Here is a 25,347-nt window from a genome sequence, read left to right on the forward strand (position 1 = left end):
CGCCTCCGGCCGGAGGGCGCATGATCGAACGGTGACGATGTTGCCCGATCCGAGTACTCCCGCGCGCGCCGACACCCGAGTGACGCCTCCCGACAGCCCGGCACCGACCGCATCGGCCCTGCGGCGTGCGCTGCGCCGCGCCCGCGACGGTGTGGTGATCAGTGTCGACGAGGCGACCACCCTGCTGCACGCCCGCGGCGACGACCTGACCGATCTGTGCGCGTCCGCGGCGCGGGTGCGGGACGCGGGTCTGCTGGCCGAGAACCGACCCGGCACGGTGACCTACTCGCGCAAGGTGTTCATTCCGCTCACCCGGCTGTGCCGCGACACGTGCCACTACTGCACGTTCGTGACGGTCCCTGGCAAGCTGCGCGCCGAGGGACACGGGATGTTCCTCGAGGCCGACGAGGTGCTCGACATCGCCCGGCGCGGTGCCGAACTGGGATGCAAGGAAGCGTTGTTCACGCTCGGTGACCGCCCCGAGGCCCGCTGGCCCGAGGCGCAGGAGTGGTTGGACGCGCGCGGCTACGACTCCACGCTCGACTACCTGCGGGCGATGTCGATCCGCGTGCTCGAGGAGACGGGTCTGCTCCCGCACCTCAATCCCGGAGTGATGAGTTGGGAGGAGATGTCGCGCCTCAAGCCGGTCGCCCCGTCGATGGGCATGATGCTCGAGACCACCTCGCGGCGACTGTTCGAGGAGAAGGGGCAGGCGCACTACGGCAGTCCCGACAAGGACCCCGAGGTGCGACTGCGCGTGCTCACCGACGCCGGCCGACTCACCGTTCCGTTCACCACCGGCATCCTCGTGGGCATCGGCGAGACGATCCGCGACCGCGCCGAGTCGATCATGGCGATCCGCAAGTCGCACAAGGCTTTCGGTCATGTCCAGGAAGTCATCGTGCAGAACTTCCTGGCCAAGGACGACACCGCGATGCGCTCCGCACCCGATGCCGGCCTGGAGGAGTTTCTCGCCACCATCGCCGTGTCCCGCATCCTTCTCGGCCCGGCCATGCGCATTCAGGCTCCGCCGAACCTGGTCTCCGCGCAGGAATGCGCGGCGTTGCTCGCCGCGGGCGTCGACGACTGGGGTGGCGTCTCGCCGCTCACTCCCGATCACGTCAATCCCGAGCGGCCGTGGCCGAATCTCGACACGCTCGCGCAGCTGTCCGCGGACGCCGGCTTCACCCTGACCGAACGCACGGCGGTGCAGCCGAGGTACGTCCTGGCCGGCTCCCCGTGGATCGATCCGCGGATCTCGGCACACGTGCACGCGCTCGCCGACGGCGCGACGGGACTGGCGGTGCCCGAGACGATCCCGTCCGGCCTGCCGTGGCAGGAACCCGACGAGGTGTGGGAGTCCACCGGCCGCGTCGACCTCAACACCGGCATCGACACCGAGGGCCGGAACACCGAGACACGCAGCGACATGGGCAGCGCGTTCGGTGACTGGGAGTCCATCCGTGAGCAGGTGGCGCACCTGGCGACGCTGGACAGCGTCGACCGCGACGTGGTCGCCGCGCTGCGCGCCGCGGAGAAGGATCCCGGCAACTGCACCGACGAGGAGTACCTCGCACTGGCCACCGCCGAGGGTGCGGCGCTCGACGCTGTGACCGCGTTCGCCGATCAGCTGCGCCGTGACGTCGTCGGTGACGACGTCACGTACGTCGTGAACCGGAACATCAACTTCACCAACATCTGCTACACCGGCTGCCGTTTCTGCGCGTTCGCGCAACGCAAGGGTGACGCCGACGCGTTCTCGCTGTCGACCAGCGAGGTCGCGGACCGTGCCTGGGAGGCACACGTCCTCGGCGCCACCGAGGTCTGCATGCAGGGTGGCATCGATCCGGAGCTCCCCGTGACCGGCTATGCCGATCTCGTGCGCGCGGTGAAGGCGCGGGTGCCGTCGATGCACGTGCACGCCTTCTCGCCCATGGAGATCGTCAACGGGGCCTCGCGCGGGGGCCAGTCGGTGCGCGACTGGTTGACCGAACTGCGGGAGGCGGGGCTGGACACCATCCCCGGTACGGCGGCGGAGATTCTCGACGACGAGGTCCGCTGGGTACTCACCAAGGGCAAGCTGCCCGCGCAGACGTGGATCGACGTCGTCACCACGGCGCACGAGGTGGGATTGCGGTCGAGCTCGACGATGATGTACGGCCACGTCGACAACCCGTCGCACTGGGTGGGGCATCTGAACGTGCTCAAGCGCATCCAGGACCGAACCGGCGGATTCACCGAGTTCGTTCCGTTGCCGTTCGTGCATCAGAGTTCACCGCTGTATCTCGCCGGTGCATCTCGGCCGGGACCGACACAGCGGGACAACCGCGCCGTGCACGCGCTCGCGCGGATCATGCTCCACGGCCGCATCGACAACATCCAGACGAGCTGGGTGAAACTCGGCGTGACGGGAACTCGGGTGATGCTGAACGGCGGCGCCAACGACCTGGGTGGCACGCTGATGGAGGAGACGATCTCGCGGATGGCGGGATCGCAGCACGGATCGGAGAAGACCGTCGAGGAACTACACGCGATCGCCGAGGGAATCGGACGACGCGCAGTCGAGCGCACCACCGCCTACGCAGACCGGACGGAAGCAGCATGAGCGCTGATCGATTGGGCGACGAGCGCGTCGCCGGAGTTCTCAAGGCCGCCGTGCGCGTCATCGTGCCGGTACTCGAACTGCTCGCGGACCGCGACCCGCTCGGCCTCAAGAAGCGCACCTTCCGCGAGCAGGCGGACGCGAGCGGCACCAAGGTCGACGCCGCCCTGAACGCCGTGGCCTCGGTGTTCGACGCCGCCGACACGCCGGGAACCAAGGCGTGGGAGTCGATGACCGTCGACCAGCGCGTCTCGTGGTGGGTCGGCCGCGTCGGCGGCATCGGCACCGTTGCGGTGGCGTTCCCCGGCATCTTCGGTGTGCTCGCCCGCCGACTTCCGCTCGGCGACGTCCTCGGGTTCGCCAATCAGGCCATCGTCCTGGTGGCCGTCGCCCGTGAATACGGCATCACCGAGCAGGACGAGCAAGTTCGACTGCTCGCATCGGTGCTGTGCAATCGGGAACTGCCGAGGGGCGCCAGCGTCCACGCGCCCGAACCCGACGTCGACGGCGTCACGGACGACAGCCGGGTCACCGAGCCGTCCGGGCGGTTGTCCCGGTCCCCGTTCGCGCTGCTGTCGACCTTGTGGTCCGTCACCAAGATCCTCAAGGCAGTCACCGACGAATTGGACAAGCGGCCCCGCAGCCGTACCGTTTACAGATGGCTCGGTAACCTGCCCGTGGTCGGTGCGGTCGCCGGGTACTTCGGCGAGCGCGGCGCACTCTCTCGCGCTGCGAAGCTGGGGCGCCGGTGGATCGAGCAGAACAGCACAACTGCGTCGAGCGGGTCCTTGCGGCGCCGCGACACGCACATGGAACGGAAAGGGTAAGGAGAACCCCAGTGACGTACACGATCGCTGAACCGTGCGTCGATGTCCTCGACAAGGCATGCATCGAGGAATGCCCGGTCGACTGCATCTACGAGGGTGGACGCATGCTCTACATCCAGCCCGACGAGTGTGTGGACTGTGGTGCCTGCGAGCCGGTGTGCCCTGTCGAGGCGATCTTCTACGAGGACGACGTCCCCGAGCAGTGGTCCGCCTACGTCAGCGCCAACATCGACTTCTTCGACGACCTGGGATCGCCCGGCGGCGCGGCCAAGGTGGGCAAGACCGACCACGATCCGGCATTCATCAAGGCTCTGCCACCCATGGGTGAGAACTGAGCGTGACGGACGCACCCGTCGTCTCACGTCGGTCGCCCACCGAACGTCGGTCCACGGCGAGTCTGCTGCCCGAGTTTCCCTGGGACACGCTGGCCGACGTCACCGCGCAGGCGCGGTCACATCCCCACGGCATCGTGAACCTGTCCGTGGGAACGCCGGTGGACCCGGTCGCCGATGTCATCCGTGACGCTCTCGCCGCGGCCTCCGCGCAGCCGGGTTATCCCACGACAGTGGGCACACCCGAACTGCGGGCGGCCGCTGTGGGCGCGCTCGCCCGCCGCTACGGCATCGGCGGCCTGGACGAGCGTTCGATCCTGCCGGTGATCGGCACCAAGGAAGTCATCGCCTGGCTGCCGACGCTGCTCGCGCTCGGCCCGGACGATCTCGTCGTCATCCCGGAACTGGCGTACCCCACCTACGAGGTCGGGGCCCTGCTCGCGGGGTGCCGCACACTCCGCGCGGACGGAGTGTCGCGCCTCGGTCCCGAACGTGCGTCCCTGATGTTCGTCAACTCGCCGTCCAATCCCAGTGGCCGAGTGCTCGGCGTCGCACACCTGCGCAAGGTGGTCGAGTGGGCGCGCGAGCGCGGCACGATCGTCGTGTCCGACGAGTGCTACCTCGGTCTCACGTGGGAGGGACGCGCCGTCTCGATCCTCGACGACGAGGTGTGCGGTGGGGACACGACCGGGCTGCTGGCCGTGCACTCGCTGTCCAAGACGTCGAATCTCGCCAGCTACCGCGCCGGGTTCGTCGCGGGTGATCCCGCTCTGGTCGCGGAGCTGCTGGCGGTCCGCAAGCATGCGGGCATGATGGTCCCCCTGCCTGTGCAGGCTGCCATGACCGCGGCGCTGAGCGACGACGACCACGAGAACGTCCAGCGCGAGCGCTACCGCGATCGTCGGACCGCGCTCGCCGCCGCCGTGGTGGCGGCCGGCTTCACCATCGATCATTCCGAGGCGGGCCTGTACCTGTGGGCCACGCGCGGGGAGCCGTGCCGAGACACCGTGCGCTGGTTCGCCGAACGCGGCATCCTCGTCGCTCCGGGGGAATTCTACGGTCCCGACGGCAGCACCCACGTCCGCATCGCGCTGACGGCGACCGACGAGCGCATCGCCGCCGCCGTCGCCCGTCTCACGGTCTGAGCCCGGCCGTGGGAGCGCTCGACCGCGCCCAGGAGGACCTCGCTCGCGGGGAGCCGTGGAGTGCGCGCAAACGCCTGACCGCGCTGCTCGATCAGGACGCCGCCTCGCAGCCCGCGCTCGACCTCCTCGGCTACGCGTGCCTGGCGATGGACGACCCGGCCGGTGCCGGTGCGGCCTGGTTCCTCACCGATCGAGACGACGAGGACCCGCTGGTGCGGCACGCGCTCGACTCGTTCGTCGCCGCCTGCCCGACGCCGCTGGTGCTCGCGCGCCGGCTACCCATCAACGCGCCGTCGCGGGCGTACCCGCCCCGCGTGCGCGAACGGCTGGCGGTGCTCGAATCCCGGGTGCGCGCCAGCGGCGAGGAGTGGGAGCCGCCCGGCGAGGTGCACTACTTCGCGCAGGAGGGCGTCGACGTCGAGGCCTTCGACGAGTGGTCGGAGGCTCCCGTCTCGTCCCGATCCGGCGTGAAGATGGTCGCCGCCGTCCTGGTGATCGCCATGATCGGCACCGCGTCCATCGCGACCGTTCTCACCGTCTTCTTCTGACGACGCGCCGCCGCGAGGCCGAGGACGTGTCGGGGGCCGGTGGTACAGATGGAGTCATGAAGGATTCGCTGACGGGATGCGTCGAGTGTCTCGGCGCGCTCGACCATTGTCACGGCACGCTCGTCGTCCACTCGTACGGTGCGGTCGAGTGCACCGACGACGCCTGCGTTCTGCTGCACGCCGTCCGCCACACCCTCGTCGTCGATTGTTCCGCGGTCGCCGGGGGCTGCACGTGCGTCGAGGTCACGGAGCTGTCGCGGGCGTCGTGAGAGACTCCTCGGTGTGCTGCTCCGGTCTCTGAACTCGTACGCGATCACCCACGGCGGCGACGTCGACGACGCCGTCACCGTCGGTGACGTGGTGCTCTCTCGACGTGATCTGCTCGGTGCGGCCACGTCGGTGGCGGAGCGCATCATGGGCGTCGACCGGGTGGCCGTCCTCGCGGAACCGACCGCACGTACCGTCGTTGCCGTGGTCGGCGCGCTCATCGCCGGGGTGGCCGTGGTGCCGGTGCCACCGGACTCGGGGCCGACCGAACTCGACCACATCCTCGCGGACTCCGGTGCCCGCGGGTGGCTGGGTGTGGCGCCCGATCACGACGGCGGTCTGCCCGTCGTCCCGGTCCGCATGCACGCACGGTCCTGGCACAGCTACGCGGAGCCGTCCGACGACGCGACCGGGCTCGTGCTCTACACCTCGGGAACCACGGGCCCTCCGAAGGGCGTGATCCTCAGCCGCGGTGCGCTGGCCGCCGGCATCGACGCGCTCGCCGAGGCGTGGGGGTGGACGGCGAACGACACCCTGGTGCACGGACTCCCGCTCCATCACGTGCACGGGCTCGTGCTGGGAATTCTGGGTCCGCTGCGACTCGGCAGTCGGGTGATCCACACCGTCACGCCGTCCGCGGAGCGGTACGCCGCGGCGCGGGGAACGATGTATTTCGGGGTGCCCACCGTGTGGTCGCGAGTGGCGGCCGACCCGGTGTCCGCCGCGGCTCTGTCCCACGCCCGGTTGTTGATCTCGGGCAGCGCCCCACTGCCGGTGCCGGTGTTCGAGACGATCGCCGCTCTCACGGGACTCGCGCCGATCGAGCACTACGGCACGAGCGAGACCCTCGTCACCCTGAGTGCGCGCGCCGACGGTGAACGGCGTCCCGGGTGGGTCGGAGTGCCGGTGCGCGGCATCGACACTCGGCTTCGCGGCCAGGACGGGTCGGAGATACCGCGCGACGGGGTGTCCATCGGCTCGTTGGAGGTGCGCGGCCGGTTCTTCGACGGCTACCTGAACAGGGCGGAGGCCACCGCGGCCTGCTGGACGGACGACGGGTGGTTCCGGACGGGAGACGTCGCGGTGATCGACCCGGCGGGCTTCCATCGGATCGTCATCTAGTCTGTGGCACAACAGCTCTCGGTGCACGAGCGGCCACGCGAGGTGCGTGTGGTGGACGCGTTGCCGCGGAACGCGATGGGCAAGGTCCGCACGAACCTGGTGGAGTAGCGTCGGGAGACATGACCTCCTCCACTCGTATCGTCCTGGCCTCTCGTCCCACCGGCGCACCCACTGCCGAGAACTTCCGGACCGAGACGGTCGATCTCCCCGAGGTCGGTGACGGTCAGGTCTCGCTGAAGACCCTGTACCTGTCGCTGGACCCGTACATGCGCGGCCGGATGAGCGACGCCGAGTCGTACGCGGAGCCCGTCGAGGTGGGCGACACGATGGTGGGCGCCACGGTCTCCGAGGTGATCGAGTCCCGCAGTGACGCCGTGTCGGTCGGCGCCGTGGTGCTCGGCTACACCGGGTGGCAGTCGCACGCGGTGGTCGACGCGTCGACCGTGCGAGTGCTGGATCCGGAGAAGGCGCCCGTGTCCACCGCGCTGGGAGTGCTGGGGATGCCGGGCTTCACCGCGTACTCCGGCATGACGAAGATCGGGCAGCCGAAGGCGGGGGAGACCGTCGTGGTCGCCGCGGCCAGTGGGCCCGTCGGCTCGGCCGTCGGCCAGTTCGCGAAGATCAAGGGTGCGCGCGCCGTCGGCATCGCCGGCGGTCCCGAGAAGTGTGCGTACCTGATCGACGAGCTCGGCTTCGACGCCGCCGTCGATCACCGCGCCCCGGACTTCACGGATCAGTTGAAGGCCGCGACTCCGGACGGCATCGACGTCTACTTCGAGAACGTGGGCGGCGCCGTCGCGAAGGCGGTGCTCCCGCGGCTCAACCTCTACGCACGCGTGCCGGTGTGCGGTCTGATCGCGCAGTACAACGACACGCAGGCACCGGAGGGCCCGGATCGGCTGCCCGGCTTCTTCACGCGCGTGCTGACGAAGAGCCTGACCATCCGCGGCTTCATCCAGAGCGAATTCGTCCCGGAGCTCTACAAGGACTTCCTGCGCGAGGTCGCCGAGTGGATCGACAACGGATCGTTCCGGTACCGGGAGGACGTGGTCGAGGGTCTCGAGAACGCTCCCGAGGCGTTCTTCGGGCTGCTCGAGGGCAAGAACTTCGGCAAGCTCGTCGTCAAGGTGGCGTGACGGTTAGAGTACACGTGTGCACTCGAATCGCGATCGGAACGAAGTAGCGGGCGCTGCCGACGTCGTGGCCACGGCCATCGACATCCTCAGCCGCCCTGTCCAGGGGACCCACCGCGCGATCAACGACGTGGTGTTCGGGGTGCTGGGCCGTTCCGCGGCACCCGTGCGCATCCTGAACGAGGGCATCGCCGACCTGGTGTACGAGGCTGTGCGCGGGGGCGGTGTGGCGGCCGCCGAGGCTGTCACCGCGGTGTCCCGGCTGTTGCCCGAGGACCGGGTGTCCCACGCGGTCACGTCCACCGCTGCCGGATCGGTCGTGGTCGGCGCCGTCAACGGTCTGCTGGGCGATCGGCTCGCCGCCGAGGGCAACGACCTGACGGTGGAACTCGGGCCGCATCACGAGCGTCGCATCGTCGGGAACGACACCGCGATGCTGACCACCGCGTATCCGAAGGCCACCGGTCACGTCGCGGTGCTCGTGCACGGGCTGGGCGAGACCGAGCAGGCCTGGTACTACCGCCACGACGGCCGGGGCAGTTACGGCGAGGCGCTGGCGGCGCACGGCATCAGCGCGGTCTGTCTGCGGTACAACACGGGCGCCGGAATCGAGGACAACGGGGCGGCGTTGGCCGGCCTCCTCGACGAGCTGATCGCGGTCTGGCCCGTTCCCGTCGAGCGGATCGACCTCGTCGGTCACTCGATGGGCGGCCTCGTCGTGCGGCGCGCCTGCGCGGTCGAGGCGAGCAGAGCGACCTGGCTGCCGCTGGTGCGCACGGCCTGCTACCTCGGCACACCGCACGAGGGCGCACCGCTCGCGACGGGCGTGTACCACCTCTCCCGCGCACTGCGGAAGGTGAAGCAGACCGCGGTCTGGGCCGACCTTCTCGATGTCCGCAGCCGCGGCGTGGACGACCTGCGACTGGCCACCGACGTGGCACTCGCGCCCGGCATCCGGCACGTCGCGGTCGCCGCCACCCTGGCGGCCGACGACACGGCCTGGTGGGCCGACGCGGTGGGAGACGGACTGGTGACCCTGCGCAGCGCACGGGGGCCGATGACGGAGTTGCACACGCTCGTCGGTACCGGGCACCTCGCGCTGCTGTCCGACCCGCGGGTGCTCGACGTGCTCACCGAACTCATGGCGGACGCGACACCGGCCGAGATCGACGACGTCACCGAGCCGGACGAGACGGTGGCCTGAGACCACCGCCGCGCGTCAGACCAGGCTCTCCTGCCACGCCGTGTTGAGGTGCGCGAACCTGCCGTCGCCGGCGACGAGGGCCTCCGGGGTGCCGTCCTCGACGATCCGTCCGTCGGCCATGACGAGAACGCGGTCCGCGATCGCGACCGTCGACAGGCGGTGCGCGATGATCAGTGCGGTCCGGCCGTGCAGGATCGTCTCGAGGGCGCGCTGGACCAGGCGCTCGCCGGGGATGTCGAGGCTGGACGTGGCCTCGTCGAGCACGATCACCGACGGTGCGGCGAGGAACACCCGCGCGAAGGCCACCAGCTGTCGCTGTCCGGAGGACAGACGTCCACCGCGCTTGCGCACGTCGGTGTCGATGCCCCGCGGCAGTGCGGCCAGGAACGGGGTGAGGCCCACGGCGTCGGCGGCTGCCCGCACCTCGTCGTCGGTCGCGGACGGTCGGCCGAGGCGGATGTTGTCCGCGATCGATCCGGAGAACAGGAACGATTCCTGCGTCACCATGACGACGTTGCGACGCAGGTCGTCGTCGGACAGGTCGCGGAGATCGATGCCGTCGAGACGGATCCGGCCGTCCGTGGGGTCGTAGAACCGCGCGAGGAGCTTGGCCACCGTGGACTTGCCGGCACCGGTGGCGCCGACCATGGCGACCACCTGTCCGGCCGGCACGTGCAGCGAGAACGGCTGCAGCACCAGCGCGTCCGCGGCGTAGCCGAACGAGACCCCGTCGAACTCCACGTCGCCGGCCGCGATTCCGATCGGCACCGGGGTGGTGGGAGGCGCCACGGAGGGTTCCTCCTCGAGCACGCCCGAGATCTTCTCGAGCGCCGCCGCGGCCGACTGGTACGCGTTGAACACCTGCGCGAGTTCGTCGAGCGGCCCGTAGAACCGGCGGAGGTACAGCACGTAGGCGGCGAGCACGCCGATGTCGAGGGCACCGCCGATGACCCGCATGCTGCCCACGACCACGATGACGGCGAGCGTGGCGTTGCCGATCCAGCGCACGATGCCGGTGTAGCTCGCCATTCCGCGCAGCGCGGTGGTGGTGGCGTCCCGGTACTCGGTGTCCTCCGCGAGCAGGATCGCGTCGTTGCGGCGCTCGCGGCGGAACACCTGGACGGCGCGGATGCCGACCATCGACTCGACGAAGTGCACCACGACGCGCGCGATGGACACTCGGGTGCGTCGGTAGGCGCGGCGCTGGCGGCGCTGCGACCAGCGTGTGATCAGTAGCAGTGGAACGAATCCCGCGAGCACGACGAGGGCCAGCGGCACGTCGAGCCAGAACAGGATGACGGCGATCGAGACCATCGACAGGATCGCGGTCAACGCATCGTTGAGCGCACTCTCGAGAAGTGTCTGCAGCGACTCGACGTCGCTGGTCAGTCGCGAGATCACCTTGCCGGACGTGTACTTCTCGTGGAAGGACAGCGACAGTGCCTGCGTGTGGCGGAACACCCGATCGCGCAGATCGAACAGGATGTCCTGGCTCAGGCGGCCCGAGACCATGAGGAACGCGTACGTCGTGGCGGCGCCGAGGAACCCGACCACGACGTACCCCGCCACGGTCCACACCAGGGGCGCCCATCGTCCGTCGACGGCGGCGGCGACGCCGGTGTCGAGAGCGTGGGCGATGAACAGCGGCCCGGCGACGAACGCCAGGTTGTCCAGGAAGATGATCGCCATCGCGAGGACCGTGCGGCGGCGGTGCGGGCGCAGCAGCGAGAAGAGCAGTCGACGTGAGCGACCGGCCAGGACGAGGTTGCCTGCCCGGTCCACGTCGGTGTCCTCACCTCCGACGCCACGCCAGTCGGTATCAGCCATGATCTCGCTCCGCTCCCGACATCGAGCCCATCACGTCGCGGTACGCGGCCGAGGTGGCGAGCAGGTGCTCGTGCGTCCCGGTCTCCATCACCGTGCCGTGGCCGAGGTGCACGACGCGATCCGCGAGCGCGGCGGTCGAGGGGCGGTGTGCCACCAGCACGGTCGTGGAGTGCGCGAGCACGGTGCGCAGTCGGCGCTGGACCGTCGCCTCGGTGTCCACGTCGAGTGCGGACAGCGGATCGTCCAGCACGAGCACGCGCGGACGGCCGAGTACCGCCCGCGCCAGCGCCAGACGCTGGCGTTGACCGCCGGACAGGCTCAGACCCTGCTCACCGATCCGGGTGTCGAGGCCCCACGGGAGCTTGTCGACGAAGTCCGTCGCGTGCGCGATCTCGAGTGCCTCCGCGACGTCGTCGTCCGTCGCGTCGGGCCGACCCAGTGCGACGTTCTCGCGCACACTGGCCGAGAACAGCACCGGCTCCTCGAAGGCGACCGAGACCACCGAGCGCAGATCCGCCAGCCGCATCGACCGGACGTCGACACCGTCGAGAGTGATGGCGCCACCGTCGACGTCGAAGAGCCGAGGAATCAGCGTCGTCAAGACGGACTTCCCCGTTCCGGTGTTGCCGACGAGAGCCACCGTCTCGCCCGGACGCACCTCGAACGTGACGTCGTGCAGGAGGTGGTCGGATGCGTCCGGGAATGCGAAGGAGACGTGGTCGACGCGGATGTGCCCCCGAACCGAGTCGGGCAGGGGAATGGGGAAGACCGGATCCACGATGGTGTCCGGGGTGTCCATGATCTCCCAGTACCGATCCGCCGCCGTCCGCGCGTTGTTCAGCTCGGCGAGCAGGAAGCCGAAGGACTCGATGGGCCACAGCAGGAAGGCGACGATGGCCATGGTCGCCACCAGGGTTCCGGCCGTCAGGGTCCCCGTCACGATGGCGTACGTCCCGTAGGCGAGCATGCCGCCGACGGCCACCGGCGGCAGTCCGACGATGACGGTCCACAGGATCGCGAGGTAGCGCACCTTGGTCAGCTCGGTCGTGCGGAGCGTCGCGGCCTCCGCGAGGAAGCGGCGGCCCAGGTGAGCGCTGCGTCCGAACGCCTTGAGCACCCGGATGCCGTGGATGGACTCCTCGACGGTGGTGGTGACGTCGCCGGCCTGGTCCTGGGCGTCGCGTGCGACGACGCGATAGAGCTCTTCGAACCGGACGCACGCCCACACCAGCGGAATCGCCACGACGAGCATGATGACGCCGAACTGCCATGCGCGGGAGAGCAGGACACCCGGACCCACGACGAGGGTCACCGCGTTGATGATGATGAACGGTCCGATGAAGGCGACGAAGCGGCGCAGCGCGGAAAGGTCGGAGATGGCGCGGGAGAGCAGTTGGCCCGATTCCCAGCTGTCGTGGGCGGCCACCGACACGTGCTGCAGCTTCGCGAACACGTGCGCGCGGGCCGTGATCTCGAACTGACTCGACGGCCCCGACACCAGGTAGCGACGGATCCAGATGCCGGCGGCATCGATCGTCCCCAGCAGCAGCACCAGTGCCGCGGGCCACCACACGCCGGCGACGTCGCCGCGGGTGATCGGGCCGTCGATGATGCTCTGGATGACGAGCGGGATCACCAGGCCGGTGAGCGTGGCGATCAGCGAGACCACGATGGACCCGACGAAGTACCAGCGATACGGCGCCAGGAACGGGGCGAAGCGGCGGAGCGACGAGGTCACCGTCGCGGAGGACGCCTCGACCGCACGTCTCGTTCCGCGATCGAGCACTCCGGTGGACACACACGACTCCTCACGTACCGCTCGACTGTCTCATCGAGCCGTACTCGGAGCCAACCTATTTATCGGAGGGCCTGTTCCCGCCGTGGGACATCACCGCCGCTTCGCGTCACCGAACGGTTCGTCACGTTCCTGGACGGCCTGCCGGAATCCGACGGTGGCAGCGCGGGTCTGGAACGCGAAGCCCTCACGGGTGTGCCGGGCGACGCCGTCGAAGACCGTGCTGATCATCGTGGAGGTGTGCACGCCGGAGCTGATCAGCGCGCTGTTGAGCGCCAGCTTGACCATCATCAGTTGGTTGATCGGCATGCGCGCGATCCGCGCGACCAGTTCCTCGGTGCGGGCGTCGAGCTGATCCGCGGGCACCGATTCGACGGCGAGACCCCACTCCGCCGCCTGCGCCCCGGTGAGACAGTCACCGGTCAGCAGCAGTCGTTTGGCGCGCTGGTCGCCGAGGCGGTGTGCCCACATCCCGGCGGCGGGAACGCCCCAGACGCGGGTCGGCGGGTAGCCGATCCGCGTGTCGTCCGCACAGATGATCTGGTCGGCGTAAAGCGCGATGTCGGTACCGCCCGCCACGGCGAAACCGTGCAGCTTGGCCACCACCGGCTTGTTCGCGTGCAGCAGGCTGGCGAATCCGCGGTTGAATCGGCTCATCATCGCGTAGTCGATCATCGGGTCCCACTGGCCGGACGGATCGTGGTTGCGGGCCTGGACGACGGGGTCGAGAACCGTCCCCGTGGTGTCCGCGGCTCCGCTGTCGCCCCGGTCGAGATTCTCCGCGTAGATCGACAGGTCGTAGCCGCCGCAGAACCCCTTGCCGCGGCCGGACAGCAGCATGACGTGCACCCGCGGATCGAGATCCGCGCGCTCGACGGCCGCCGCCAGTTCGACGGGGGTGTCCGCGGTGATGGCGTTGCCGTGCTCCGGTCGATCGAAGGTGATCCGGGCGATCCGCCCGTCGACTTCGTAGGTGAGCGTCCGGAACACCGGCGAGTCCTGCCGTGAAGTCCGGCCGGTGAAGGGGGAGTCGGCTCCCTCGTCCCACCCGTCACGCCACGGGGCGGGTGCGTCGGTCACGCCGGAACCTTCGGCGTCGATCGCTCGATGATGGCGGCCGTGTCCACCCCGGTCGGCAGGGTGCCGTACACGCTGCCCCAGTCGCCGCCGAGTCGGCTCGTCGTGAACGCGTCGGCGACCGCGGGGTGGCCGTGCCGCACGAGCAGCGAGCCCTGCAGTGCCAGTGCCATCTCGCCGACGACGCGGCGTGCCCGCTGTTCGAGGGTGGCGATGTCGGTGAAGGAGTCCTTCAGCGACCGCACCGCGGCGTCGAGCGACGCATCGGCTCCGCGGCAGCCGTCGAGCTCGTCGAAGAACACGGCGAGCGTCTCCGGCTGTCGTGCCACGGCGCGCAGGGTGTCGAGCGCCGCGACGTTGCCCGAACCCTCCCACACCGACAGCAGTGGAGCCTCCCGGTAGAGCCGCGGCATCCTCGACTCCTCCGCATACCCGTTGCCGCCCAGGCATTCCAGGGCCTCCGCCGCATGCGCCGGGCCGCGCTTGCACACCAGGTACTTGCTGACGGAGAGGCTGATGCGCCGCAGTGCGGCGGCACGCTCGTCGCCCGCAGCGGCCCTGTCGGTGAGCGCGGCGAGCCACAGGGCGACGGTCGTCGACGCCTCGGACTCGATCGCGAGATCGGCCAGGACGTTCCGCATGAGCGGCTGGTCGACGAGGTTCTTCCCGAACGCCTGCCGGTGCACCGCATGATGCACGGCCTGAGCGGTGCCCGCCCGCATTCCCGTGGCCGACCCCAGGGTGCAGTCCAGCCTCGTCATGTTGACCATCTCGATGATGGTCCGCACGCCGCGACCCTCGTCGCCGACGAGCCACGCGGTCGCGTCGTCGTACTCCACCTCGCTCGAGGCGTTGGAATGGTTGCCCAGCTTGTCCTTCAGGCGCTGTATCGCCATGGCGTTGCGAGTGCCGTCCGGGAGGACGCGGGGCAGGAAGAAGCACGACAGGCCGCCGGGCGCCTGCGCGAGGACCAGCAGGACATCCGACATCGGCGCCGACGTGAACCACTTGTGGCCGGTGATCCGGTACGAGCCGTCCGGCTGCGGCACGGCCGTCGTGCGGTTCGCCCGGACGTCGGAACCCCCCTGCTTCTCGGTCATCGACATGCCCGCGATCAGACCCGTCTTGGTGGCGGGAGGACGGTACGAGGGGTCGTACGTCGACGAGGTGAGCAGCGGTTCGTACAGCGCGGACAGTTCCGCGTTCGCTTGGAGTGCGGGAACGACGGCGTACGTCATGGAGATCGGGCACCCGTGCCCCGCGTCCACCGCGCCCCACACGCTGAACTTCGCGGCACGGATCAGATGCGCGTGCGGTGACGGGTCGCGCCACGGCGCCCCGTGCATGCCGAATTCGACTGCCGTGCGCATCAACTCGTGGTACGCCGGGTCGTAGACCACCTCGTCGATGCGGTTCCCGTAGCGGTCGTGCGTGTGCAGGACGGGCGGGTGCTCCTCGGCGAGATCGCCCCAGCGCTGCGCCTGCTCGCTCCCGGCCAGCCGACCGAGCCGGTGCAGCTCGTCGAGCGCGTCGTCGGCGCCCTCGCGGTGCAGGGCCTCCAGGACGACCGGGTGGTCGGCGACGTCGTGGCCGATGAGCGGCGGAACCTGATTGGTGACGGTGTGCGTGGGGGTCATGACGCTCTCCTGTCGGTCGGGGCGCCGAGGGCGCGGAGTGTGAAGGTCTCGAGTGCGGCGAGAACGCGAGCGTCGGCCTCGCCGCGGGCGAGTGGGACGACCAGTGCCTCGCCGATGGCGCCGACGATGCACGCCGCCGTCAGGGACGCGTCCTGGTCCGGGAGTTCACCGGCCTCGACGGCGGCACGGATGGCGGCGGCGAACGCGTCCGCGAACGACTGCCGGAAGGCGAGTCGCTCGGTGTCGACGAGGGCGTCGATGGGCTCGGCCAGCAGCGCGTACGCGAGAGTCGGTGCGCGACAGGCACGATCGCAGAAGGTGTGGACTGAGGCGAGCAGGCTGTCGGTGTGGGTGCCGGTCGCGGCGGCGCGCACACCCGCCGCTGTCGCGGCGGCCACCTCGCGGCTGCAGGCGTCGCGGAAGACCTCGGCGAACAGTTCGCCCTTGCCGGGGAAGTAGCGGTAGACGGTGCCCACTCCGATGCCGGCGCGGGCGGCCACGTCGGCCATCGAACAGGCGGCATACCCCCGCTCGGCCACGAGAGACAGTGCAGCGGTGACGATTCGAGACCGGGCGGCATCGAGCCGCTCCTGGACCGCAGCGGTCCGTCGGTACACCATGGCAAGAAGTGAACGCCCGTTCCGCACTGGTGTCAAGGATGGAACGGTGATTCACATGTTCGGGAGGGCAGGGCTACCAGCGCGACCCGACGCGATTGTTGACCAGCAGCGTGCCGTCCGGATCGAGACGGGACTCGGGACGGAACACCATGACGGCGTCGTCCTCGTCGGGGGGCGTCGGCTCCTCCGTGTTGCCGATGCCGCCGAGAAGCCCACGCCACAGCACCCAACCGCGCCGCTCGTAGAACCCGACGGCGTCGGGGAGGGAATTGAGCACGCCGACCACGTCGTCCGACTCGATCTGCTTCTCGATCGCGGCCATGAGCCGCGCACCCAGCCCGGTGCCCCGGAACTCCGGGTCCAGGGCGACGGCCTCGACGAAGCCACCGTCGAACTCGTCGCCGCCGTGGTGGAGAAGGCGCGGCACCACGGCGGCATGGCCGATGATGCGGTCGCCGTCGCGCAGGATCACGTGGGTGCCGCCCAGGGCGTGCTGCCAGTCGTGCGGAGTGAAGCGCTCACCGAAGGCGCCGCGCACCAGCCCCTCGCACGTGTGGGCGTCCGCGTCACCCAGATCGTCGGTGCTCACCGACTCGAGTCGCGGTTCCTGCTGTATCGCTTCCTGGCTCACGGTCCCCCCGGACGCTGCCTGCCGCCTAATCGCTCAGTCGTTGGCGTGCAGAATCGAGTTGAGCTCGACGCCCGTACCCTTCCACGGCACGACCTCGACGGCACCGGAAACGGAGTTACGACGGAAGAGCATGTTCGACTGTCCGCTGAGATCGGCCGCCTTGACGACGGTGCCGTCCGGTCCGGTGACCTTGGTGCCCGCGGTGATGTAGAGACCTGCCTCGACGACGCAGTCGTCGCCGAGGGAGATGCCGAGGCCCGCGTTGGCGCCGAGCAGACAGCGCTGTCCCACCGAGATGACGGCCTTGCCGCCGCCGGACAGGGTGCCCATGATCGAGGCGCCGCCGCCCACGTCGGAGCCGTCGTCGACGACGACGCCGGCGGAGATGCGGCCCTCGACCATGGACGAGCCGAGCGTGCCGGCGTTGAAGTTCACGAAACCCTCGTGCATGACCGTGGTGCCGGACGCGAGGTGGGCGCCGAGGCGCACGCGCCCGGCGTCGCCGATGCGGACACCGGTGGGGAGCACGTAGTCGACGAGCCGCGGGAACTTGTCGACGCTGAACACGGTGACGTTGCCCCGTGCCCGCAGCCGGGCGCGCGTCGCCTCGAAGCCGTCGACGGCCGCCGGGCCGTGGTTGGTCCACACCACGTTGGACAGCAGCCCGAACTGGCCGTCCAGGTTGAGGCCGTGGGGCTGGACGAGGCGGTGCGAGAGCAGGTGAAGGCGCAGGTAGACGTCGTGTGCGTCGACCGGGGCGTCGTCGAGGGAGGAGATGGTGGTGCGCACCGCGACGATGTCGAGGTCGCGTGCATCGTCGTGTCCGACCAGCGACGCCAACTCCGACGGAACGTCCGCCGCGTCGAGCCGCGTGGTGCCGGTCTCGGCCACGTCGGCGAGCTCGGGAGAGGGGAACCAGGTGTCGAGCACCGTTCCCGACGCGGTGATGTGTGCGATGCCGACTGCCGATGCTCCTGTGGTCACGGGGACCGAGCCTAGAGGACGACCGGACGGCCCGGCGAACGTAAGGTCGGCTGCGTGAGCGCACCGATCTCCCTGGACCTGCACGCCGATCCCGTCGACCTCACGGCGGCGCTGGTGGACGTTCCCAGCGTCTCGCGCGACGAGGCTGCGCTCGCCGACGCGGTGGAGCGGGCGCTGCGCGAGCAGACCACGGGATTCGAGGTCGTGCGCTCGGGCAACGCCGTGCTGGCCAGGACGAACCGGGGGCTCCCGACGCGGGTGATCCTCGCGGGTCACCTGGACACGGTCCCCATCGCCGACAACGTGCCGAGTCGGCGCGAGCCCGGGCACGCCGAGGGCGACGTCCTCCACGGCTGCGGAACCGTCGACATGAAGTCGGGCGACGCGGTGTTCCTGCATCTGGCGGCGACGGTCGCGGAGCCGAATGCGGACCTGACCCTGATCTTCTACGACTGCGAGGAGATCGAGGCGTCGGCCAACGGTCTCGGCCGGATCGAACGGGAGATGCCCGAGTGGCTGCGCGGTGACGTGGCGATCCTCGGGGAGCCGTCGGGCGGCTTCATCGAGGCGGGGTGCCAGGGCACGCTCCGGGTGCGGTTCTCCGCGTCGGGAACACGCGCCCACTCGGCGCGGTCGTGGTTGGGAGACAATGCGATTCACAAGCTCGGTCCGCTGTTCGAGCGCCTCGCCGCGTACGCGCCGCGCAGCGTGGACATCGACGGCTGCGTGTACCGGGAGGGACTGCAGGCGGTCCGTGTCAGCGGCGGCGTCGCGGGGAACGTGGTCCCCGACGAGGCATTCGTCGACGTCAACTTCCGCTTCGCCCCCGACCGCAGTGTGGAGCAGGCGATCGAGCACGTGCGCGAGGCGACCGACGCGGAGCATCTCGACCTCACCGTCGAGGTGACCGACAGGTCGCCGGGCGCGCTGCCGGGTCTGGCCGCACCCGCGGCGGCGGCGCTGGTCACGGCGGCGGGGGGAGAGTTCCGCGCCAAGTACGGCTGGACCGACGTCTCCCGGTTCTCCGCGCTGGGCATCCCGGCGGTGAACTACGGTCCCGGCGATCCGAACCTCGCGCACAAGCGCGACGAGCGTGTACCGGTGCAGCAGATCACCGACGTCGCCGACGTCCTGCGCCGGTATCTGACCGCCACCGACGCCCACTAGCCTCTCCCTCATGGGAGCGCACGAGAGCCGGGAGAACGTCGGCGAGAGGTCCACGAACTACCGCGGGCCCGTCATGGACCGACGGGAGTTCGGCGGGTCCACCACCGATCAGCGGCTCCTCGACTCGCGGGGCTCCGCCGACTGGCTGCACACCGATCCGTGGCGGGTGCTGCGGATCCAGAGCGAGTTCGTCGAGGGCTTCGGCGCACTGGCGGAACTGCCTCGGGCCGTCACGGTGTTCGGGTCGGCGCGGACGTCGCGCGAGTCCACGGAGTACGCGCTCGGCGTCGAGCTGGGCACCGCGTTGGCCGGCGCCGGCTACGCCGTGGTGACGGGCGGGGGACCGGGCGCGATGGAGGCCGCCAACAAGGGGGCCTGCGAATCGGGCGGGTTCTCGGTCGGCCTCGGTATCGAACTGCCCTTCGAGCAGTCGCTCAACGAGTGGGTCGACCTCGGCGTCAACTTCCGCTACTTCTTCGTCCGCAAGACGATGTTCGTCAAGTACTCGCAGGCCTTCGTCTGCATGCCGGGCGGTTTCGGCACGCTCGACGAATTGTTCGAGGCACTCACGCTGGTGCAGACCCGCAAGGTGACCCGGTTCCCCATCATCCTGTTCGGCACGCAGTTCTGGGGCGGGCTGCTCGACTGGATCCGCACCACGCTGGTGGCCGCCGGCACGGTGTCCGAAGCGGACCTGGAGCTGATCCGCTGCACGGACAGCGTCGCGGAGGTGGTCCGCTGGGTCGACGAGAGCAGGGCGGCCGAGATCGCGGCGATCGAGTCGCGGGCGAGCGAGACCGAGCAGTGACCGGGCCGATCGCGGTCTGTGTCTACTGTGCGTCCGGCCCGGTGGAACAGCGCCACCTCGATCTGGCCACCGCCGTGGGCACCGAGATCGGGCGCCGCGGCGGCACGCTGGTGTCCGGGGGCGGCAACGTCTCCATGATGGGCGCCGTCGCGGCGGCCGCACGTGCCGCGGGTGCGTTCACGGTGGGAGTCATCCCGCAGGCACTGGTGCACCGCGAGGTCGCGGACATCGACGCCGACGAACTGGTGGTCACCGAGACCATGCGCGAGCGCAAGCGCATCATGGACGACCGCGCCGACGCGTTCATCACGCTCCCGGGCGGGATCGGCACGCTCGAGGAACTGTTCGAGACCTGGACCGCCGGATATCTGGGAATGCACGACAAACCGGTCGTAGTGTTGGATCCCGTGAACCACTTCACACCGCTGTTCGACTGGATGCGCTCGCTCGTCGGGACGGGTTTCGTCTCCGAGCGTTCGCTCGATCGCCTGGTCGTCACGGCGGACGTGGACGCGGCTCTGACGGCGTGTGGGCTCGTGCAGGGCACGCGCACCGTGAACATTACCAATCAGTAAGGTAAGCGTCGTCACAGCCGGAGACGTTGCCGGCTCGCCAGGGGAGGGAACCACAGCATGGGTGCCGAGGCTCGTCACAAGGTCGGATTGCTCGACATCGCCGCCACACTTCCGAAGATGACGGCAGCGCTGCCCAGTGTCCTCCGGGGAGTGCCCGGGTTCCTGCGCAAGCCCGACGACAAGGAGTCGATCGGCCACATCTTCCAGCGCGTCGCAGCCAAGACCCCGGATCACCCGTTCGTCCGGTTCGAGGGGGACACCCTCACCTACGGCCAGGCCAACGACCTCGTGAACCGGTACGCCGGCGTGCTCACCGACCGCGGTGTCCGCCGCGGCGACGTCGTCGGCGTGTTGGCCAAGAACTCGATGCGCACGCTGCTCGTCACCCTGGCCACCGTCAAGCTCGGCGCGACGGCCGGGATGCTGAACTTCAACCAGCGCGGCGATGTTCTGGAGCACAGCCTCGGGATCCTCGACGCGCGTGTGGTCGTCGTCGACAGCGACTGTGTCGAGGCTCTGGAGACCCTCGACGAGGCGCTCCCCGAGAAGGTCATCCTGCACGCGGACGAGCTGGACGAGAAGGCGGCGTCGGCGAGCGCGGAGAATCCCGCCACCACCGCCGAGGTGCAGGCCAAGGAGAAGGCCTTCTACATCTTCACCTCCGGCACGACGGGTATGCCCAAGGCCAGCCTGATGAGCCATTTCCGGTGGATGAAGTCCATGTCCGGCCTCGGCAGCATGGGTGTGCGGCTCGACAAGAACGACGTTCTCTACTGCTGCCTCCCGCTCTATCACAACAACGCGCTGACGGTCTCCCTCTCGTCAGTGCTCGCGTCCGGCGCCACCCTCGCCATCGGCAAGCAGTTCTCGGTGTCCAACTTCTGGAAGGACGTCCGCGAGAACGAGGCCACCGCGTTCACCTACATCGGCGAGCTCTGCCGGTACCTGCTCACGCAGGACGAGACTCCGCAGGACGCGGACAACACGATCAAGTTGATCGTCGGCAACGGCCTGCGCCCGGAGATCTGGGAGGAGTTCACCACCCGCTTCGGCATCGAGCGCGTGGCGGAGTTCTACGGCGCCAGCGAGTGCAACATCGCGTTCATCAACGCCTTCAACATCGACCGCACCGCGGGCTTCTGCCCGCTGCCGTACGCCGTCGTCGAGTACGACGACGAGTCGGGCAAGGCCACGCGAGACGACAAGGGTCGGCTGCGCAAGGTCGGCGCCGGCGGCGTGGGTCTGCTGCTCTCGAAGGTCACCGACCGTGCGCCGTTCGACGGGTACTCCGATGAGGAGGCCACGAACAAGAAGCTCCTCAAGGACGGATTCAAGGACGGCGACTGCTGGTTCGACACCGGAGACCTGGTGCGGCAGCAGGGCTTCCGGCACGTGGCGTTCGTCGACCGCCTCGGCGACACCTTCCGCTGGAAGGGTGAGAACGTCGCCACCACCCAGGTCGAGGGCGCGCTGAACTCGCACCCCGACGTCGATCAGGCCGTGGTCTTCGGCGTGGATGTTCCCGGCACCGACGGCAAGGCGGGCATGGCGGCGGTGACGTTGCGCCACGACAAGAGCTTCGACGGTGCGAGCTTCGCCGAGCATGCCTACAAGAACCTCCCCGGCTACGCGGTGCCGCTGTTCATCCGGGTGGTGGACTCGCTCGAGGCCACGTCCACGTTCAAGAGCAAGAAGGTCGAGCTCCGCAAGGTGGGCTACGGCGACGGGGACGGCGACCTGTTCGTCCTGAAGGGCAAGTCCGGCGGTTACGTCGAGAGCTACGACGAGTACGTCGACGAGGTCGGTGCCGGCAAGCTGCCCAAGGGCTGAGGTGGCCCCCGGGGACGGGCATCATGGTGGTGTGAGCGCACCCGAGACGTCCGTCCCCGCCGACACCCTGTGCGGTAGACCGGTCGCGACCGACCGTGCGCTGGTCATGGCCATCGTCAACCGCACCCCCGACAGCTTCTACGACCGCGGCGCGACGTTCGAGGACGACGCCGCGATGGACGCGGTCCGCCGTGCGGTGGACGAGGGTGCCGACCTCGTCGACATCGGCGGTGTGAAGGCCGGACCCGGCGCCACCGTCGACGCCGCCGAGGAGACCCGACGGGTGGTTCCGTTCGTCGCCGCCATCCGCGCCGCGTACCCGGATCTGGTGATCAGCGTGGACACCTGGCGCGCCGAGGTCGCTCGACTCGCGTGCGCGGAGGGCGCCGATCTGATCAACGACACGTGGGCCGGAGCGGACCCCGACCTCGTGTACGTCGCCGCCGAGGTCGGGGCCGGCATCGTCTGTTCCCACACCGGCGGAGCGGTTCCTCGGACCCGGCCGCACCGCGTCCGCTACGCCGACGTGGTCGCCGACGTGCTCTCCGAAGTGACTCGATCGGCCGAGAACGCCCTCGCCGCGGGTGTGCGCGCGGACGGGATCATCGTCGATCCGACCCACGATTTCGGCAAGAACACCTATCACGGGCTCGAACTGTTGCGTCGGATCGACAGTCTTGTAAACACCGGATGGCCTGTCCTGATGGCACTGAGCAACAAGGATTTCATCGGGGAGACTCTGGGTGTAGGACTCGCCGAACGGTTGGAGGGAACATTGGCCGCGACAGCTTTGACGGCATCACAGGGTGCTCGGATGTTCCGGGTGCACGAGGTGGCAGCGACGAGACGGGTGGTCGACATGGTGGCAGCGATAGCCGGCACCAGGGCTCCCGCCCGGACGGTACGAGGTCTGGCATGACACTGGCAGGCATGCTCACCCCCGCGACCGACTGGGATCGCGAGAACAGCTGGGAATCACCCTCCTGGACCCTCGAGGAGCTCGAGGCGGCGAAGGGTGACCGGACCGTCTCGGTCGTTCTTCCCGCACTGAACGAGGAGGAGACCGTCGCCGGTGTTCTCGACACCATCTCGCCGCTCCTCGGGCGACTGGTCGACGAGTTGGTGGTGCTCGACTCCGGGTCGACCGATCGGACCGCCGTGCGTGCGACGGCCGCCGGTGCCACCGTCGTCTCCCGGGAGGAGGCGGTTCCCGAACTGGCCCCCGCACCGGGCAAGGGCGAGGTGCTGTGGCGCGCCGTCGCGGCCACGACGGGCGACATCATCGCGTTCGTGGACTCCGATCTGATCGATCCCGACCCGCAGTTCGTGCCCAAGCTGCTCGGGCCGTTGCTCACAGGGGACGGCATCCATCTGGTCAAGGGGTACTACCGCAGGCCGCTGAGCGGGTCGACCGAAGCGCACGGTGGTGGACGCGTGACCGAACTGGTGGCCAGGCCGCTGTTGGCCGCCCTGCGTCCCGAACTCGGTCGGGTCATCCAGCCGCTGGGCGGGGAGTACGCCGGAACTCGCGAACTCCTGTCCTCGGTGCCCTTCGCGCCCGGGTACGGCGTGGAGATCGGATTGCTGATGGACACGTACGACCGGTTGGGAATGGATGCGATCGGTCAGGTGAACCTCGGCGTCCGTCGGCACCGCAACCGGCCGCTCGTGGAGCTGGGGGCCATGAGCCGTCAGATCGTCGGAACCATGCTGGCGCGCGCCGGCATCCCCGACTCGGGAGCCGGTCTCACGCAGTTCGTCCTCGACGGGGAGACCTTCGTCCCCTCGATCACCGACGTCTCGCTGACCGACCGGCCGCCCATGCGCACGGTGCGGCCGTGGGCGGGCAAGACGGGATTCGAGAAGTCGGGGGGCTGAGAAGTCGGGGGGCGCAGAGGCGCACCACCGCCGCGGATCCTGTCGCCTCGTCGTGACAGGATTCGCGTCATGGTGACGATCCTGCTGTACGTCGTCGTGATCGCGGTCGTGGCCGCGGCCCTGTTCCTCCTCGCGTCCGTCGTCTTCGGCCGCGGGGAGGAGATGGAACCGTTGCCGGAGGGGACCACGGCCACCGCGCTGCCCGCACGCGGCATCTCCGGACGCGACGTGCGGGCTCTGCGCTTCTCGCTCACGGTGCGCGGGTACGACGCCCGCGAGGTCGACTGGGCCCTCGATCGGCTCGCGGTCGAGATCGACGGTCTGCGTCTGCGCCTGCGGGAGGCCGAGCCGTCGGAACCTGTCGTGAAGGACGCGCCCGGTGACGACGTCTGAGTCCGGTCTCCGGATCGGTTCGGACGGACGGGCCCGCTGCCTCTGGGCCGGTGACCCGACCACCGATCCTCTGTACGCCCGGTACCACGACGAGGAGTGGGGTGTGGTGGTGCACGGCCGGGACGCCCTCTACGAGCGGATCACCCTCGAGGCATTCCAGTCGGGGCTCTCGTGGATCACCATTCTGCGCAAGCGCGACGCTTTCCGAACGGCGTTCGCGCACTTCGATCCCACCGTCGTCGCGCGGTGGGGAGACGTCGACGTCGAACGCCTCATGGGTGATGCGGGCATCGTGCGTAATCGCGCGAAAATCGTTGCCGCGGTGACCAATGCACGGGCCATCGTCGACCAGGATCTCGATCTCGACACGCTCCTGTGGTCGTTCGCGCCGCCGCGCCGCGGTCGCCCGACAAGCCTGCAGGACGTTCCCGCGGTGACACCCGAGTCCACCGCTCTCGCGCGCACTCTGAAGAAGTCGGGGTTCGCGTTCGTCGGCCCCACCACGGCGTACGCGTTGATGCAGGCGACCGGGATGGTGGACGATCACCTCGCCGGATGCTGGGTTCCCGCGCGCTAGTGCACACCCGTGTCCCGCTCGTTCGAGGGTGTCCGTTGCCCACGGATCCGGAGGATAGGGAACAATAAGTGCACGAGCCTCGTCGGACCCCGGCGAGGCGCGACCGAATTGATGCAGCGCGCGATGCGGGGCAGCGCAGATCTGGAGGGAGCAGAGAATGGCGGCCATGAAGCCCCGGACCGGGGACGGTCCGCTCGAGGCGACCAAAGAGGGACGAGGAATCGTCATGAGGGTTCCACTCGAAGGCGGAGGACGCTTGGTCGTCGAACTGACTCCCGACGAGGCAGCCGCTCTGGGCGACGAGCTCAAGGGCGTCACCAGCTGACACCACACCTGTCATCACCGTGAGAACAGCCCCACCGGCCGAC

The 25,347-nt window shown here is 69.4% G+C and carries 24 protein-coding genes and 1 pseudogene; 18 read left to right on the top strand and 7 right to left on the bottom strand.

The genetic code is table 11. The annotated features are described in order from the left end of the window. Positions 1 to 37: 37 nt before the first annotated feature. From HQ325_RS08135 to HQ325_RS08175, 9 genes and pseudogenes are all read left to right on the top strand, one after another. Positions 38 to 2,605, top strand: coding sequence for a bifunctional FO biosynthesis protein CofGH (locus HQ325_RS08135; RefSeq protein WP_222629092.1), 2,568 nt, complete (start codon positions 38 to 40; stop codon positions 2,603 to 2,605). Then, positions 2,602 to 3,429, top strand: coding sequence for a hypothetical protein (locus HQ325_RS08140; RefSeq protein WP_222627939.1), 828 nt, complete (start codon positions 2,602 to 2,604; stop codon positions 3,427 to 3,429). Before HQ325_RS08135 ends, HQ325_RS08140 begins: the two co-directional genes overlap by 4 nt. An 11-nt stretch (positions 3,430 to 3,440) precedes the next feature. Continuing rightward, positions 3,441 to 3,764 carry a ferredoxin gene (gene fdxA / locus HQ325_RS08145; RefSeq protein WP_222627941.1) on the top strand — a complete coding sequence of 108 codons (324 nt, stop codon included), beginning with the start codon at positions 3,441 to 3,443 and terminating at the stop codon, positions 3,762 to 3,764. A gap of 2 nt (positions 3,765 to 3,766) precedes the next feature. Further along, positions 3,767 to 4,906, top strand: coding sequence for a succinyldiaminopimelate transaminase (gene dapC, locus HQ325_RS08150; protein WP_374107194.1), 1,140 nt, complete (start codon positions 3,767 to 3,769; stop codon positions 4,904 to 4,906). Between the two features lie 8 nt (positions 4,907 to 4,914). After that, positions 4,915 to 5,454 carry a DUF6584 family protein gene (locus HQ325_RS08155; RefSeq protein ID WP_222627943.1) on the top strand — a complete coding sequence of 180 codons (540 nt, stop codon included), beginning with the start codon at positions 4,915 to 4,917 and terminating at the stop codon, positions 5,452 to 5,454. A 56-nt stretch (positions 5,455 to 5,510) separates the two neighbouring features. Next, on the top strand, positions 5,511 to 5,723 hold the full coding sequence (locus HQ325_RS08160; RefSeq protein ID WP_222627945.1) for a hypothetical protein: 213 nt from the start codon (positions 5,511 to 5,513) through the stop codon (positions 5,721 to 5,723). Positions 5,724 to 5,736: 13 nt separating this feature from the next. Then, positions 5,737 to 6,951: pseudogene (locus HQ325_RS08165) on the top strand (AMP-binding protein). A gap of 11 nt (positions 6,952 to 6,962) precedes the next feature. Next, positions 6,963 to 7,979 (top strand): NADP-dependent oxidoreductase, encoded by a 1,017-nt coding sequence (locus HQ325_RS08170; protein ID WP_222627947.1) that lies wholly within the window; start codon positions 6,963 to 6,965, stop codon positions 7,977 to 7,979. 16 nt (positions 7,980 to 7,995) lie between these two features. Beyond that, on the top strand, positions 7,996 to 9,180 hold the full coding sequence (locus HQ325_RS08175) for an alpha/beta fold hydrolase (RefSeq protein WP_222627949.1): 1,185 nt from the start codon (positions 7,996 to 7,998) through the stop codon (positions 9,178 to 9,180). Between the two features lie 15 nt (positions 9,181 to 9,195). Here the strand turns inward: HQ325_RS08175 and HQ325_RS08180 are convergent, their stop codons facing one another. The 7 genes from HQ325_RS08180 to dapD all read right to left on the bottom strand — a co-directional run bounded on the left by HQ325_RS08180 (position 9,196) and on the right by dapD (position 17,751). Beyond that, positions 9,196 to 11,007: an ABC transporter ATP-binding protein gene (locus HQ325_RS08180; protein ID WP_222627951.1), complete on the bottom strand. Its 1,812-nt coding sequence runs from the start codon at positions 11,005 to 11,007 to the stop codon at positions 9,196 to 9,198. Further along, positions 11,000 to 12,805, bottom strand: coding sequence for an ABC transporter ATP-binding protein (locus HQ325_RS08185; RefSeq protein ID WP_222627953.1), 1,806 nt, complete (start codon positions 12,803 to 12,805; stop codon positions 11,000 to 11,002). Before HQ325_RS08185 ends, HQ325_RS08180 begins: the two co-directional genes overlap by 8 nt. Before the next feature lie 90 nt (positions 12,806 to 12,895). Beyond that, the gene (locus tag HQ325_RS08190; RefSeq protein ID WP_308014310.1) at positions 12,896 to 13,882 is read right to left on the bottom strand and encodes a crotonase/enoyl-CoA hydratase family protein; all 987 of its coding nucleotides are present in this window, start codon (positions 13,880 to 13,882) and stop codon (positions 12,896 to 12,898) included. Then, positions 13,879 to 15,516: an acyl-CoA dehydrogenase family protein gene (locus HQ325_RS08195; protein ID WP_222627955.1), complete on the bottom strand. Its 1,638-nt coding sequence runs from the start codon at positions 15,514 to 15,516 to the stop codon at positions 13,879 to 13,881. Before HQ325_RS08195 ends, HQ325_RS08190 begins: the two co-directional genes overlap by 4 nt. Continuing rightward, positions 15,513 to 16,136: a TetR/AcrR family transcriptional regulator gene (locus HQ325_RS08200; RefSeq protein ID WP_204866793.1), complete on the bottom strand. Its 624-nt coding sequence runs from the start codon at positions 16,134 to 16,136 to the stop codon at positions 15,513 to 15,515. Before HQ325_RS08200 ends, HQ325_RS08195 begins: the two co-directional genes overlap by 4 nt. A 73-nt stretch (positions 16,137 to 16,209) precedes the next feature. Continuing rightward, positions 16,210 to 16,725 carry a GNAT family N-acetyltransferase gene (locus HQ325_RS08205; protein ID WP_222627957.1) on the bottom strand — a complete coding sequence of 172 codons (516 nt, stop codon included), beginning with the start codon at positions 16,723 to 16,725 and terminating at the stop codon, positions 16,210 to 16,212. 75 nt (positions 16,726 to 16,800) lie between these two features. Next, entirely contained in the window at positions 16,801 to 17,751 is a 951-nt protein-coding gene (gene dapD, locus HQ325_RS08210; RefSeq protein ID WP_222627959.1) for a 2,3,4,5-tetrahydropyridine-2,6-dicarboxylate N-succinyltransferase, read from the bottom strand. A 54-nt stretch (positions 17,752 to 17,805) separates the two neighbouring features. Between dapD and dapE the strand changes: the two genes are divergently transcribed. The 9 genes from dapE (at position 17,806) to HQ325_RS08255 (ending at position 25,304) form a co-directional block, all read left to right on the top strand. Further along, positions 17,806 to 18,918, top strand: coding sequence for a succinyl-diaminopimelate desuccinylase (gene dapE, locus HQ325_RS08215; RefSeq protein ID WP_222627961.1), 1,113 nt, complete (start codon positions 17,806 to 17,808; stop codon positions 18,916 to 18,918). A gap of 10 nt (positions 18,919 to 18,928) precedes the next feature. Continuing rightward, positions 18,929 to 19,726: a TIGR00730 family Rossman fold protein gene (locus tag HQ325_RS08220; protein ID WP_222627963.1), complete on the top strand. Its 798-nt coding sequence runs from the start codon at positions 18,929 to 18,931 to the stop codon at positions 19,724 to 19,726. Then, complete coding sequence (locus HQ325_RS08225) at positions 19,723 to 20,301, top strand: TIGR00730 family Rossman fold protein (RefSeq protein WP_222627965.1); 579 nt, start codon at positions 19,723 to 19,725, stop codon at positions 20,299 to 20,301. Before HQ325_RS08220 ends, HQ325_RS08225 begins: the two co-directional genes overlap by 4 nt. Before the next feature lie 57 nt (positions 20,302 to 20,358). Continuing rightward, positions 20,359 to 22,131: a long-chain-acyl-CoA synthetase gene (locus HQ325_RS08230; RefSeq protein WP_222627967.1), complete on the top strand. Its 1,773-nt coding sequence runs from the start codon at positions 20,359 to 20,361 to the stop codon at positions 22,129 to 22,131. Positions 22,132 to 22,237: 106 nt separating this feature from the next. Beyond that, positions 22,238 to 23,050 (top strand): dihydropteroate synthase, encoded by an 813-nt coding sequence (gene folP / locus HQ325_RS08235; protein ID WP_222629099.1) that lies wholly within the window; start codon positions 22,238 to 22,240, stop codon positions 23,048 to 23,050. An 11-nt stretch (positions 23,051 to 23,061) separates the two neighbouring features. Further along, entirely contained in the window at positions 23,062 to 24,009 is a 948-nt protein-coding gene (locus HQ325_RS08240) for a glucosyl-3-phosphoglycerate synthase (RefSeq protein WP_222629101.1), read from the top strand. Positions 24,010 to 24,078: 69 nt separating this feature from the next. Continuing rightward, positions 24,079 to 24,402: a DivIVA domain-containing protein gene (locus tag HQ325_RS08245; RefSeq protein ID WP_222627969.1), complete on the top strand. Its 324-nt coding sequence runs from the start codon at positions 24,079 to 24,081 to the stop codon at positions 24,400 to 24,402. 13 nt (positions 24,403 to 24,415) lie between these two features. Continuing rightward, positions 24,416 to 24,979 (top strand): DNA-3-methyladenine glycosylase I, encoded by a 564-nt coding sequence (locus tag HQ325_RS08250; RefSeq protein ID WP_222629104.1) that lies wholly within the window; start codon positions 24,416 to 24,418, stop codon positions 24,977 to 24,979. A 157-nt stretch (positions 24,980 to 25,136) separates the two neighbouring features. Beyond that, a complete protein-coding gene (locus tag HQ325_RS08255; protein WP_003406247.1) occupies positions 25,137 to 25,304 on the top strand; it encodes a DUF3117 domain-containing protein in 168 nt (55 codons plus the stop codon). Positions 25,305 to 25,347 lie beyond the last annotated feature (43 nt).

This window comes from Rhodococcus sp. BP-349, assembly GCF_019835845.1.
Lineage (GTDB): Bacteria > Actinomycetota > Actinomycetes > Mycobacteriales > Mycobacteriaceae > Rhodococcoides.